Genomic DNA, 13255 nt, shown 5'->3' on the forward strand with positions numbered 1-13255 from the left:
TCAATCTAAATCGAATAAAAAAGCTCCCCTTTCACCTGTATAGTGAAAAGGGGTTTTTTGTTTTTTGCATGCTAGCTTCCAACGGGCAATCGCACTTTTATAGTTACTACCGTCTGCAATAATGAGTTTCGGTTTTAAAGCATTTAAAATTCTTACCATATTTACCTTTGGTGATTGGGTTAGTAATATGTAGTCGGGTTTAAAGTTTTTAACCTGATAGGCTCCAAGACTATCTATAATTAGTAAATTTTGTTTGTTATCAAGTTTTAATACCGAAGGCAAGGTTTTTTCTTTTATTGTTTTAATGTTGTTTCCTACTTTATAATCATTCAGGTTATAAAACTGTTGTAGACTATCCAAATTAGAATACACCAGTAATGCGTCAGCTGTTTTTTTTCCTATAATGGTATGCCTGCTTTTATGAAAGATGGTGAGCTCATGAGAACTGTTTTTATATTTAGAGAACAAATACGAGCCTTGCAATAACAAAAGGCTAACTAAGGTATAGCGTAACCATTTGAGGTTCTGTTTTATCCCGAACTGTACAACTACGATAATGAATAGGTACGCAGCAAATAATTGATAAATGGTGAATGAAATGTCCTTAAATAAAAAACTTTCTTGATCCGCGATCCCTTGCATGAGCACATTCATTCCCTTTATTATAACACCGTAGATGTCTATTAACCATTGCGGTAACGCGTTTAATAACGCAACAACAATAACTAGTATACCCATGCCCAAAATAATCCCTAAAAAGGGGATGATTATAATATTAGCCACAAAGAAAAGCCCAGGAAATTGATGAAAGTGATAGAGGCTAATGGGCAAAACTCCAAATTGTGCGGCGACACCTACCGTAAAGTACCCCCATGTTTTGGCTAATAGATACGATTTAGGGCGCCATAACTGAAACAGTTTTGGTTGTACTGCGACAATAGCTATAACGGCTAAATAACTTAACTGAAAACCGACATCAAATAAAAATAGGGGTTTAAAAAGCAATAATACAAAAACAGAAATCGCTAAGGTGTTGTAAATATTAGTGGGCCGTTTTAAATGCATACCAATAGCTATGATGCTAAACATGGTTACTGCACGAATTACAGAAGCCGATAAGCCTGCAATTATAGCAAAGCCCCATAGGATAAGAATGAGTAATAGTATGGTGAGTGGTCTCCCATACCTTAGGCGTTTCAAAGGCGTAAATAAGGTGTGCAGTATCAACAAGAGGATTCCCACATGTAGCCCGAAACAGCCGGAATATGTACCGCACCTGCATTTTTATAATTCTCATAAATGTCCTTGCTTAACTGTTGTCTTTGTCCTAAGATGAGGGCATTAATAATCGATAATACATCAGGCGAAAAGTTGGTTTGTTCTAGCTTTGAGTTAATCGCCTCCCGAATAGCATCTGCGTAACCGTAAATGGTGTGCGGTTGTTCTCTTACAAATAAGAGCTGATGAGGTTTTACATAGAGTTGTTTATAGATGTATTGTTTTTCTAAGTAATCTTTATAATTAAATTGATGGGGATTGAGATTACTGTTGATGTCTTGAAAAGCTGCTGAGGTTATTAATACGTTATCAACTTTTAAGGTTGGCGCAGTGCTTTCTATGGAAACATTAAGTAGGGCTTTGCCGGAGGCGCAGAGGCTATCTATTTTAAGTATATCGACAATGTATTTGTCATGATAACTTCCCGATTTCAAAGCCGTTCGGATTCTAAATGTAATCTGTTGTTCTGCCGAGGCTATGTGTGTATAGTTTAAAGGGTCTTGACTTTCATTATGTCCGTTTGTGGTTAATACACCTATTGATATCATGCTGAGAAAGCTAAACAGACCAAACCAAAACGTTTTCAATACCTTTTGCTTTGTCATGAAATAGACAACACCTAAAATAAAGAGCAATAAAAGCGTTGCATACAAAGATAAAGTTAAAGGAATAGCAAAATAATGAGCAATTAATATTCCTAAAACTAAACAAGACGTTAGCTTAATTATGGTGAAGTTTAGGAGTTTCACTCCCTTAAGATAGTAAAAAAAATACTACAATACGCGTCGCGCCTGAACAAACGCAAAATACCAGTATTTTTCGCTTAATTTAGAAGTAATAACCCCTTGACTGGTCGTGGAGTGAATAAATTCTATAGCATCATTCTCAGTACACGTTACTAAACCCACATGATTAACACGGCTAGTATTACTTCTAGTTCTAAAAAAGAGTAAGTCACCAGCTTTTACTTCTTCTATGGCTATCCATTCCCCTGTTTGTGCCATGGCACTAGACGCTCGAGGTAAGGCAATGTTTTCTTCTTTAAAAATGGTGCGAATTAAGCCAGAGCAATCCATGCCTTTTTTTGTGGTGCCCCCGTATTTATATTGAGTGCCTTCGTAATTTTCAGCATTGTGAATGATGGCGAGCGTAATTAATGCCGTTTCTCTTTCGCTGTTAAGTCTTGTGGTTATGCTATTAATGAATAGAATAGATAAAAAGCTGAAGACCGTATACCAAAAAGGTTTTAATCTCTTTTGTTTATAAAAATAAAAGATAGTGCTGAGAGCAATAACATGAAAAACTGCGGTATACAGAGAAATCGCAGTAGGAATAGCAAAAAAATAAGCCATCAATATTCCTAAAACGAAGCAAGCCAAGAGTTCTATTGAAGTGAATTTTGGGAGTTTCACCTAATCAAGATACGAAAAATTTAGATTATAATAAACGTCGTGCCTGTACAAATGCGAAATACCAATATTTTTCTTTGAGTTTTGAAGTAATGACACCTCTACTGGTAGTGGAGTGAATGAACTCAACATCATCCCCGTATATTGCGGTAACGAGTCCTACATGGTTGACATTCCTATTGTTTTTCTTCGTGGCAAAAAATAATAAATCTCCTTTTTGTACTTCTTTTAGGTCTATCCAGTCGCCGATTTCGCCATGGCATGAGACACGCGTGGAATAGTGACATGCTCTTCTTTAAAAGCGGTATAGATTAACCCTGAACAGTCCATACCCTTTTTAGTGGTGCCGCCATATTTATACCGCGTACCTTCATATTTTTCAGCATTTTTAATAATATCCTTTGCTAAAGGCAGCTCAAGGGTAGATTTTCTAACCACAGTCTTTGTGCTTTTAACGGGACGTGCTGATTTAGTCGTCTTTGATTTCGTTGTAATCACACGTTTGGTTTTAGCACTTCCGCAAGACGTAAGCGAAAAAACGATAAGTAATAACAGTAGGGTTATGTGTCTCATCTTAAGTTTAAGCTTTTATTGAATCATATATGAGTTTCGCCGTGTTTTTACTAGCGCCTTTTCCACCCAAAGCTTTTTCTAAATCGTAATAATTAATGAAAAACTTGGTGCGTTCATAGGCATCTAGGATTTTATCTAACTCTTTTTTTAGGTTTTTAGTATTAAAGTCGTCTTGTATTAATTCGGTTACCGCTTCTTTATTTAAAATGAGATTCACTAAAGAAATGTAATCTAAATTCACAACCCGCTTCCCAATCTGGTATGAAATCCAGCTCCCTTTATAGCAAACTACCTGCGGCACTTTAAATAATCCCGTTTCTAAAGTGGCTGTTCCGGAAGTCACTAATGCCGCGCTTGAAACACTTAATAAGTCGTAGGTTTTATTAGACAGAAAATGGACGTTGGCCTTTTTTATAAACTGCTCATAAAATGTGTAATCTTGACTTGGTGCGCCTGCAATAATAAATTGGTACTCTGAATAATCGTCCACCACGCTTAACATTATAGAAAGCATTTTTGTTATTTCTTGTTTTCTACTCCCTGGTAATAGTGCGATAATGGGTTTGTCGCTTAATTCATGTTTAGCTCTAAACTCATATTCGTCAACCTGATGCCTATCTCCAATAGCATCAATTAAAGGATGTCCAACAAAATGCACTGGGAAATGATGTTTGTCTTCGTAAAACGTTTTTTCAAAAGGTAAAATAACATACATCGCATCAATATCATTTTTAATGGCTTTGATACGGTTTTCTTTCCAGGCCCAAATTTGAGGAGAAATGTAATAATGGTTTTTAAAGCCTTTCTGTTTCGCCCACTTGGCAATGCGTAAGTTAAAACCAGGATAATCGATGTAAATAATAACATCCGGATTATAGGCTTTAATATCTTCTTTGCAAAAGGATAAGTTTTTGGCGATGGTTCTTAAATTTTGAACGACCTCTATGAATCCCATAAAAGCTAAATCGCGATAATGTCTCACCATTGTGCCGTCTACAGCGGCCATTAAATCACCTCCCCAAAACCTAAAGTCTGCTTGAGCATCTTCATGTTTTAGTGCTTTCATAAGGTTTGAGCCATGCAAATCGCCTGAGGCCTCCCCGGAAATGATGTAGTACTTCATTATTTAAATTTTATCGATCATAAATATAATGGCTACCAAAATAATAGCAATTAGTATGCCTTTGGCATGCGCTTCCTTTTTTTGTTTAAAAATAAATAAAATATTGGAATATTTAAAAGGGCTCCAATACTTGCGCGCTTGCCCAAAACACTAGTTGATGTTATTTTATTGAGGATGCCCTCTGTACTCAAACCTAATTGCAAGCCTATAAAAATAGTATAACAGGTAATGCCAATTAAAGTAGTGACTAAACCAATGGCTAATCCTATAATCACATTTTTATTAATCATTGAACTTCCAAGTGTTTAATTGTTGTATGGTATGATGCGCGGTCAAGTCAAACTGTACGGGTACTACAGAAATATAACCATTTTCAAGAGCCCATTCATCGGTGTCTGTACCTTCATCGTAATTCACAAAAGTACCTGTAAGCCAATAATAGTCTTTGCCATAGGGTGTTTGTCGTTTATCGAATTTCTCTTCCCAATTGGCACGTGCTTGTCTGCAAATTTTCACACCTTTAATTTCTACCTTTTCTACTTTTGGTATATTAACATTAAGCACGGTGTTGTCAGCAATACCTTTTTCTAAAACATGCTTTGCTATCTGTTTAACATAGTCTTTGGATGCTTCAAAATTGGCATTCCAACTAAAATCTAACAAAGAAAAACCTATTGCAGGAATGCCTTCAATCCCGGCCTCTATAGCAGCGCTCATCGTACCGAGAATAAATCACATTTATAGATGAATTGGAACCATGATTAATACCCGAAACACATAAATCTGGTCTTCGGTCTAAAATTTCATTAATGGCAATTTTCACACAATCTGCAGGTGTTCCGGAACAACTGTAAGCTTCATAGTCGCCTTCCGGAACTCTAATTTTTTCAATATGTAAGGTAGAGTTTAAAGTAATGGCGTGCCCCATGCCACTCTGTGGACTGTCCGGTGCTACAACTACTACATCTCCAAGCGTTTTCATGATGGAGACTAATGTCACGATTCCTGGCGCTGTTATACCATCATCATTAGTTACTAAAATAAGCGGTTTTTTAGTCATTTAAGGCCTTAAATTATTAGCTAAAATACATAATTTCTTAAGGAATATTTAATTTTAAGTGGTTTAACAAAAAATTAGCGCGTCATTAAATTGTTGGCACGGTTTTTTCTACTATTTTAGTGAAAACTTTTCGTTTAGGACAACGATATAAAAGATTAAGAACGCTTATGAAAAGGAAATATAACATTCTCATGCTGGTACTGTTACTAGCATTTGGTTCATGTAGTTTTACAGCTAAAGTTGATAACGACCCAAATAAAGACAAACTTTTAATTCAAATAGTGAAATTGGCTTTAGAGCAGTTGCACTTTCAGCCAAAGGATTTTAATAATGACTTTTCAAAAGATGTATATAAAACATACTTGGAGCGGCTTGACCCATTAAAACGCTTTTTCTTAAAATCAGATATTGAAGAATTTCAAAAGTATGAGTTGATGATTGATAATCAGCTTCGCGACAATGACATTACTTTTTTCAATATCACGAATGAACGTTTAGTTCAAAGAATGGCAGAGGCTCAAACGTATTACAAGGAAGTGTTAGAGCAACCTTTCGATTTTAATGCTAATGAAAGTTTTGATACCGATTATGAAAATCACGAGTATGTAAAAACTAAAAAGCAATTAAAAGAACGTTGGAGACAATTACTTAAATTTAGTACCATTGCTAGTTATGATGAGTTAATCACGCAGCAGGAAACCGATACTGTAAAAGTTGATGGCAAAACATTAAAGCCAAAAAAGACACTCAAAGAAATAGAGGTTGAAGCCCGAGGGGAAACTTTAAAAAACTTGGATGTGTATTATACAGATTACATCAATGACATGGAGCGCAAAGATTGGTTTACAATGTATGTGAATGTTATCGTTGAGGAATTTGATCCCCATACGTCTTATTTCGCGCCAGTTGACAAAGATCGTTTCGATCAGCAAATGTCTCGGTAAATTAGAAGGTATTGGTGCAAGACTTCAAAAACGTATGGACTATACCAAGGTTGTTGAAGTGATTTCGGGTGGGCCAGCTTGGAGAGGCCAGCAGGTGGAAGTGGGAGACATTATTTTAAAGGTGAGACAAGAAGGGGAAGACGCCGCGGTTAGTATCGTGGGCATGCGTATTGATGATGCTATTAAATTAATTAAAGGCCCAAAAGGAACAAAAGTAATTCTAACCATGAAAAAAGTAGATGGTACGATTAAAGATATTACTATTACCCGTGACCTAGTAGAGTTGGAGGAAACCTACGCTAAATCGTCTACGGTTATTAAAGATGGCAAAAACTTTGGGGTGATTAACCTTCCGAAATTTTATATCGATTTTGAAGATTATAATAAACGTAATTCGGCGTCTGATGTTAGACAAGAAATTGAAAGATTAAAAGAGCAAAACATTGAAGGTCTAGTTTTAGACTTGAGAAACAATGGCGGAGGTTCTTTAAAAACGGTGGTAGATATCGCTGGATTATTTATAAAAGATGGACCAGTGGTTCAGGTGCGATCTACAAATGAGCCAAAAGAGGTATTGGAAGATGAAGACGAGTCTATTGTTTGGGATGGCCCATTAGTGATTCTCGTTAATGAATTATCGGCTTCTGCTTCAGAGATTTTGGCCGCAGCCATGCAGGATTATAAACGCGCCATCATTATTGGTAGTAAACAAACCTATGGTAAAGGAACAGTTCAAAATATTTTGGATCTTAATAGAATGGTTAGAAATAGTTCCCATGGTGACTTAGGAGCCATAAAAATCACCGAGACAGAAGTTTTATAGAATTAATGGCGGTTCGACACAATTAGAAGGTGTTAAGAGTGATGTTGTTGTTCCGAGACCGTTACAGTTTTGTGGACATTGGAGAACGCGACCAACACAATCCATTACCTTGGGACAAGATTGATGCCGTAGATTATACGTTCCGGAATAGCTATTTTGATTATGACACGACCATAAGCAATAGTAAAGCCCGAATGGCTAATAATGAACAGTTGAAGTTAATAGAGAAAAATGCAAGGTGGATAAAAACACAAATGGATGATAACACCTATTCACTTAATTATACAACGTATAAGGCTGAACAAAAAGCAAATGAAAAAGAAGCAGAACAGTACGATGCCATCGGGAAATACAATACGAATTTAACATTTGAGTCTTTGCCTTACGAAAAACAACTGTTTGTAAAAGACACTGTTTTAAAGGAAAAGCGCGTGCGTTGGCATGAAAGTTTAAGTCAAGATGTGTATATTGAAGAAGCTTTAAACGTGCTGAACGATTTAAAAATGACGTACGAAATTAAGAAAGTAGCGACGTTAAAACATTAAATAAATAATGAGTGAAAACACCAACTCATTAAGCAAATTAGCGCTCCGGAAATTCAAAAAGAATTTTTGGGGCGTTTTAAGTTTTTGGTTTATAGTATTTATAGGGGGAGTCTCTATTTTTGCTTATGTATTTGCACCCGATAATTCTCAGCATGCAAACCAAATGCATGTTTCTATTCATTCGAAAAGACCTGGTTTTAAGGTGACCATGCTTACACTACCTACAAAAATAAAAAATGAGCAACATGTTTTAGAACAACTCTTCTTTGGAACGGTTAATACGGCAACCGAAATCCCGATTTCAAATTATGAATTCCAGGGGTCCTCTATTAATTATACAGAATACGCTGCAGATGGAATGACAGGTTTAGATAAGACCTGTCAACTAGAAATAGACCAAGCGCCGAAGCTTTAATTTCTGAGAAGACCTTCTATTTAGGAACCGATAAATATGGTCGCGATCTTTTAAGTAGGATTTTAGTTGGTGCCCGCATTTCCTTTTTTATTGGCTTTGTGGCTGTTTTTATTTCCTTGGTTATTGGTCTCTTTATGGGAAGTATCGCAGGTTACTTTGGTGGTAAAATAGATGCCTTAATTATGTGGGTTATAAACGTCACATGGTCGATTCCAACATTACTATTGGTTATTGCTATCACTTTAGCTTTAGGGAAGGGGTTTTGGCAAGTATTTATAGCAGTAGGTTTAACAATGTGGGTGGAAGTCGCTAGAGTCGTAAGAGGACAAATAATTAGTGCAAAAGAATTACAATATGTGACTGCTGCAAGAGCATTAGGGTATAATAATTATCGCATAATCACGAAACATATTTTACCCAACATCATGGCGCCAGTAATAGTTATCTGTGCCGCTAATTTTGCTGCGGCCATTTTAATAGAATCCGGTTTAAGCTTTTTAGGTATTGGTGCGCAGCCACCAATGGCAAGTTGGGGAGCGATGATAAAAGACCACTATAATTATATTATTTTAGGGAAGCCTTATTTAGCCATTATTCCAGGGTTGTGTATTATGACTTTAGTTATGGCGTTTATGCTTATTGGAAACGCGTTGCGGGATGCTTTAGATGTCAAAAATTGATGGGATTCCACTTTGTTGTTTGGTGGGTCAATTAACGAAAAATGACTTTAAAATTTGCAGAGATGTCATCATAGTCTTGGTTGGTTAATGTGCCCTTTTTTATTCTTTTTTGTGTAAATTTATCACTTTCTAAAATAAGGCGATCCACCATTTCTCCGGTGTCTTTTGAATAATTAAAAGAAAGTGCTTTCCAGTTTTCCTTTAATATGGGAGATTGAAGCCACATTAAAAAATTGTTAATCCGAGACATTACTTCCTGTAAGGTCATGAGATCCTATGGTTAAAAAATCTTCCATCGCCTGAAACACGCGTATAGAACTAACAATTTCTATTTGATTGCGTTTGGCTGCATCATAGGTTGTAGGTTCAAAACCGTCATGATTAACATCCGGGGTCATCGATTTAAAAAGAAAGAACCCTTCCGGATACGCTTGTGATAATTCAATTTGAGGAGAAAGCCAGTTTCTTTGAATGTTTTCTAAAGTAATATGAGCCGTTCTATTTTCTTCGACGCGATTATTGGAATGCGTGTTTAAAATGAGATTATACATGACCATAATGATTGACACGCCTGCTGTGATTCCAATAATGAGCTCAAGCTTTCTGTCTTTTTCAGTATTTAACCGTTTTACAAAAATAAAGCCAACAACGATAATAGTAACTACGGCAAGAAGTATAAAGTATAGATTATAGTCAATTAAAAATGTTGTCATTTATAAAGAGTTTAATATAAGAATCCCGTCTTCTAAAGCTATAGAAAAGCGGTTGATTTTTAGAATTATTCAATAATCATATTACTATTCAGCTCTCCAATAAAATCAAGGACCTCCTCTTTACCTATATCTTTAGAAGACGAGGTGATGAAATACTGTGGCATGTCTTCCCAAGTTTCTAAAAGGACGGTTTTGTAGTCTTCCACGTGGTTTTCTATAGCTTGAGGTTTCAGCTTATCGGCTTTAGTGAAAATAATGCAAAAAGGCACTCCGTTTTCACCTAAATACTGCATGAATTCTAAGTCTATGGGCTGTGGTTTGTGACGAATATCTACCAGTACAAAAGCGCAAACTAACTGTTCTCTAAACTTAAAATATTGCGTAATAAACTTTTGAAATACTTTTTTGGCGCTCTTGGAAACTTTGGCGTAACCATAACCAGGTAAATCCACCAAATACCATTCTTGGTTAATAATGAAATGATTGATAAGTTGTGTTTTTCCAGGTCTTCCTGAAGTTTTTGCTAAACTCTTTTTACTGGTTAGCATGTTAATTAACGATGATTTCCCAACATTACTTCTGCCTATAAAAGCATATTCCGGAATTTTTCCTTTGGGACAGCGTTCCACATCGGAATTACTTATTACAAACGCAGCAGATTTTATTTTCATCTTGTCATTCCTACTAATGCGGGAATCTTTTTAATTAAACTAAAAATTTTCGGAAATAATCGAACGTATGAAAAGATTAGGTCAAAAAACTAAGGCACAAAAGTAAGCAGTTAAGAGTAAGCAAACAAGAGTAAGTCATGAAAAGCAAAAAATATCCCCCATGAACAACCCGAGAACTTTAGAGAAAGTGTCGCGATATCAATTTTAAACCAGCCGTCTTGGTCTTTAAAGATAAGTTTGTAAACTAAAGACTCCTGCTCTTAAACCACTCATGAAGAATTCTATTAAACTCTTGAGGGTGTTCCATCATTGCGGCATGACCGCACTTGTCAATCCAAAATAAATCTGAATTCGGGAGCAGTTTGTTAAATTCATCAGCAACTTCAGGAGGTGTAACCGCGTCGTTTTTTCCCCAAACAATACACGTAGGCGTGTGCATGTCTCGGTAAATCTTTCGCCATATTATGCCTAATGGCGCTTTTTGCAATGGCTAAAGTCTTTATAAGCTTGCTTCTATCGTTTACAGTTTCATAGACTTCGTCAACAATCTCTTTAGTGGCTACAGCAGGATCATAAAAAACGTCTTGCGCTTTTTTCTTAATCACTTCGTAGTCGCTACGTTTGGTGTAACCACCACCCATGGCGCTTTCGTATAAGCTCGAACTACCCGTGATAATTAAAGCTTTAACATGCTCCGGGTTTAATTTTGTATAGTACAAACCAATATGTCCTCCTAGAGAATTTCCTAAGAGAATGACTTTGTCAAAGCCTTTAAAGGTTATGAATTCGCCTAAATATTTAGCAAAGGCTTTTACATTGGTTTTTATAAGAGACATCGAATAAACAGGGAGCTGCGGGATAATGACTTGATAGCCTTTATCACTAAAATAGTCAATTACTGCATCAAAGTTGCTTAAGCCACCCATTAAGCCATGTAATACTATAATTGGCGTGCCTTCTCCAGCTTCAATGTAGTTGTACTTTCCTTCGGTTTTAAGTGTGTGAGACATGCAATTTTTAGTCAATCAGTTGAAAGCAAATATAGGTAATTCCTTTAAAAAATGATAGTAATCTTAAGATACTTGAAAAATTGAAGTGGAGGGACATATTAACAATAGTTTATTAGTATTAACTGTCATGTTTAAGAGCTTGAAAACGATTGATTTAAGCATAATAGCAAGGTTTTGGCTGGAGTAAGATGAGTAACTTGAGATGTTATTTATCAACAAAGTGGTAAAAAGTGGTAAAAAGTGGTAAAATTTTCGATATATTTGAATTTAAAATCTCAAGGACTCAAAAAAACGTTTTGAACTCATTAATAGGAACATACGAATGTAAAGCAGATGCCAAAGGAAGGTTAATGTTGCCTGCTGCGCTTAAAAAGCAGTTGACGCCTGTGTTGCAAAATGGGTTTGTATTAAAACGAGCTGTTTTTCAGCCATGTTTGGAGCTGTATCCAATGGCAGAATGGGAATTATTGATGCAAAAAATAAATAAACTCAACCGATTCAAGAAGAAAAACAACGATTTTATTCGTCGTTTTACTGCGGGTGTAAAGATGGTTGAGGTGGATGTTAATGGCAGATTGTTGATACCAAAGGATCTGTTTGTTTTTGCTGATATTTCTAAGAATGTGGTGGTGTCTTCAGCAGTTAACATTGTTGAGATTTGGGATAAAGAAAAATATGAACAAGCCATAGATGATGCGACTGTTGATTTTGCAGATTTAGCTGAAGACGTCATGGGACAAGATGAAAGCGACGATGGAATATCATAACCCAGTATTATTAAAAGAGACCGTGGACGGTTTAAATATCAAAGAAGATGGTGTTTATGTAGATGTCACCTTTGGCGGTGGCGGCCACAGTAAAGAAATACTAAGCCGCCTTGGTGATAAGGGGCGGTTGTTTGCGTTTGATCAAGATGTCGACGCCATAGAGAATACCCTTGATGATTCGCGATTCACGCTTATACATGAAAATTTCAGATACATTAAACGGTTTTTGAGATTTCATGGCGTAAAAGAAGTGGATGGGATCTTAGCTGATTTCGGAGTTTCGTCACATCAATTCGATGTCGCGGCACGTGGTTTTTCAACACGCTTCGAAGCGGAATTAGATATGCGAATGAATCAAAATAATCAGTTATCTGCTTATCATGTGATAAATGAATATGATGAAGCACAACTGAAGCAGGTTTTGTCGCAATATGGTGAATTGAGAGCGGCTCCGGCAATGGCAAAAATGATTGTTGAGCAGCGTGAGTTGGAGGTGATAAAAACCAGTGATCAGCTCAAACACGCGATAAAAAAGTTTTTGTCTCCAAAACATGAAAATAAAATCTTGGCTCAGATTTATCAGGCCATTCGGATTGAAGTGAATCAGGAGATCGAGGCTTTAAAAGAATTTTTACAACAAACGCCTGAAATACTGAAGCCTCAAGGGCGATTGAGCTTGATAAGCTACCATTCTTTAGAAGATCGTTTGGTGAAACGATTTATAAGAAATGGTTTGTTTGCCGGGGAGCCTGAGCGGGATGTGTTTGGGAATTTCGAAGTGCCTCTTAAAAAAGTAGGTGGTTTAATAATTCCATCTGCTCAAGAAATAAAAATAAACAATAGAGCACGAAGTGCAAAATTGCGAATAGCTGAAAAGTTAGGGGCTTAAGCATAGTGTTCAAAAGCACAATGGCATGAAAAAAAACATTTATAGCATATTAAGAGGCACCTTTCTCGGTGAGTGAAGATTCCTTTAAGAATTGGAGGATGATTCTCTTTGTTTCTGTGCTAGCGATAGTCATGATTGCAAGTTCGCATAGTGCAGATAAAAAAGTGTATGACATTGCGCGGTTAGGTAATGAGGCCAAAGAATTAAGAAGTGCCTTTATAGATGGTAGAGGGCGATTAATGGAGCTAAAAAAAGAATCTGTTGTCTCTCTGAAAATGAAAGCGAAAGGTTTAAAAACCTCCGAGGTTCCGCCTCAAAAAATAATAGTTAAACCACAACAAAATTAAGTTCCCTC

The 13255-nt window shown here is 36.3% G+C and carries 13 protein-coding genes and 4 pseudogenes; 5 read left to right on the forward strand and 12 right to left on the reverse strand.

Translation table 11 applies throughout. From position 1 onward, the window contains the following. From N7U66_RS15505 to surE, 8 genes and pseudogenes are all read right to left on the reverse strand, one after another. Window positions 1-1200 (reverse strand): ComEC/Rec2 family competence protein, encoded by a 1200-nt coding sequence (locus tag N7U66_RS15505; RefSeq protein WP_267676043.1) that lies wholly within the window; start codon window positions 1198-1200, stop codon window positions 1-3. 23 nt (window positions 1201-1223) lie between these two features. Further along, window positions 1224-2027, reverse strand: coding sequence for a DUF4131 domain-containing protein (locus N7U66_RS15510; RefSeq protein ID WP_267676044.1), 804 nt, complete (start codon window positions 2025-2027; stop codon window positions 1224-1226). Between the two features lie 24 nt (window positions 2028-2051). After that, window positions 2052-2690: a C40 family peptidase gene (locus tag N7U66_RS15515; RefSeq protein ID WP_267676045.1), complete on the reverse strand. Its 639-nt coding sequence runs from the start codon at window positions 2688-2690 to the stop codon at window positions 2052-2054. Window positions 2691-2715: 25 nt separating this feature from the next. Beyond that, window positions 2716-2937, reverse strand: a complete 222-nt coding sequence (locus N7U66_RS22180; protein ID WP_313791538.1) for a C40 family peptidase — start codon at window positions 2935-2937, stop codon at window positions 2716-2718. Continuing rightward, window positions 2922-3260: a C40 family peptidase gene (locus tag N7U66_RS22185; RefSeq protein WP_313791274.1), complete on the reverse strand. Its 339-nt coding sequence runs from the start codon at window positions 3258-3260 to the stop codon at window positions 2922-2924. The genes N7U66_RS22180 and N7U66_RS22185 overlap by 16 nt, the downstream gene beginning before the upstream one ends. Window positions 3261-3267: 7 nt before the next feature. Next, window positions 3268-4383 carry a lipid-A-disaccharide synthase gene (lpxB, locus tag N7U66_RS15525; protein WP_267676046.1) on the reverse strand — a complete coding sequence of 372 codons (1116 nt, stop codon included), beginning with the start codon at window positions 4381-4383 and terminating at the stop codon, window positions 3268-3270. A gap of 50 nt (window positions 4384-4433) precedes the next feature. Next, window positions 4434-4673 carry a hypothetical protein gene (locus N7U66_RS15530; protein WP_267676047.1) on the reverse strand — a complete coding sequence of 80 codons (240 nt, stop codon included), beginning with the start codon at window positions 4671-4673 and terminating at the stop codon, window positions 4434-4436. Further along, a pseudogene (surE, locus tag N7U66_RS15535) lies at window positions 4666-5443 on the reverse strand (5'/3'-nucleotidase SurE). The gene N7U66_RS15530 and the pseudogene surE overlap by 8 nt, the downstream one beginning before the upstream one ends. Before the next feature lie 167 nt (window positions 5444-5610). Here surE and N7U66_RS15540 point away from each other — a divergent pair. Both N7U66_RS15540 and N7U66_RS15545 read left to right on the forward strand, forming a co-directional pair. After that, window positions 5611-7755: pseudogene (locus tag N7U66_RS15540) on the forward strand (carboxy terminal-processing peptidase). A gap of 7 nt (window positions 7756-7762) precedes the next feature. Next, window positions 7763-8850 (forward strand): annotated as a pseudogene (locus tag N7U66_RS15545) (ABC transporter permease). Between the two features lie 31 nt (window positions 8851-8881). Here the strand turns inward: N7U66_RS15545 and N7U66_RS15550 are convergent. The 4 genes and pseudogenes from N7U66_RS15550 to N7U66_RS15565 form a co-directional block, all read right to left on the reverse strand. Beyond that, complete coding sequence (locus N7U66_RS15550; protein ID WP_267676048.1) at window positions 8882-9076, reverse strand: hypothetical protein; 195 nt, start codon at window positions 9074-9076, stop codon at window positions 8882-8884. 10 nt (window positions 9077-9086) lie between these two features. Then, window positions 9087-9563 (reverse strand): hypothetical protein, encoded by a 477-nt coding sequence (locus tag N7U66_RS15555; RefSeq protein ID WP_267676049.1) that lies wholly within the window; start codon window positions 9561-9563, stop codon window positions 9087-9089. 65 nt (window positions 9564-9628) lie between these two features. Continuing rightward, window positions 9629-10234 carry a ribosome biogenesis GTP-binding protein YihA/YsxC gene (gene yihA / locus N7U66_RS15560; RefSeq protein WP_267676050.1) on the reverse strand — a complete coding sequence of 202 codons (606 nt, stop codon included), beginning with the start codon at window positions 10232-10234 and terminating at the stop codon, window positions 9629-9631. 244 nt (window positions 10235-10478) lie between these two features. Continuing rightward, window positions 10479-11244, reverse strand: a pseudogene (locus N7U66_RS15565) (alpha/beta fold hydrolase). Between the two features lie 296 nt (window positions 11245-11540). On the opposite strand from N7U66_RS15565, the gene mraZ reads away from it, so the two are divergent. The 3 genes from mraZ to N7U66_RS15580 all read left to right on the forward strand — a co-directional run bounded on the left by mraZ (window position 11541) and on the right by N7U66_RS15580 (window position 13247). Further along, complete coding sequence (mraZ, locus tag N7U66_RS15570) at window positions 11541-12011, forward strand: division/cell wall cluster transcriptional repressor MraZ (protein WP_267676051.1); 471 nt, start codon at window positions 11541-11543, stop codon at window positions 12009-12011. Then, window positions 11998-12900, forward strand: coding sequence for a 16S rRNA (cytosine(1402)-N(4))-methyltransferase RsmH (gene rsmH / locus N7U66_RS15575; protein WP_267678541.1), 903 nt, complete (start codon window positions 11998-12000; stop codon window positions 12898-12900). The genes mraZ and rsmH overlap by 14 nt, the downstream gene beginning before the upstream one ends. A 68-nt stretch (window positions 12901-12968) precedes the next feature. Beyond that, on the forward strand, window positions 12969-13247 hold the full coding sequence (locus N7U66_RS15580; RefSeq protein ID WP_313791275.1) for an FtsL-like putative cell division protein: 279 nt from the start codon (window positions 12969-12971) through the stop codon (window positions 13245-13247). Window positions 13248-13255: the final 8 nt, after the last annotated feature.

It is taken from the genome of Lacinutrix neustonica (assembly GCF_026625145.1).
In the GTDB taxonomy this organism is placed as follows: domain Bacteria; phylum Bacteroidota; class Bacteroidia; order Flavobacteriales; family Flavobacteriaceae; genus Lacinutrix; species Lacinutrix neustonica.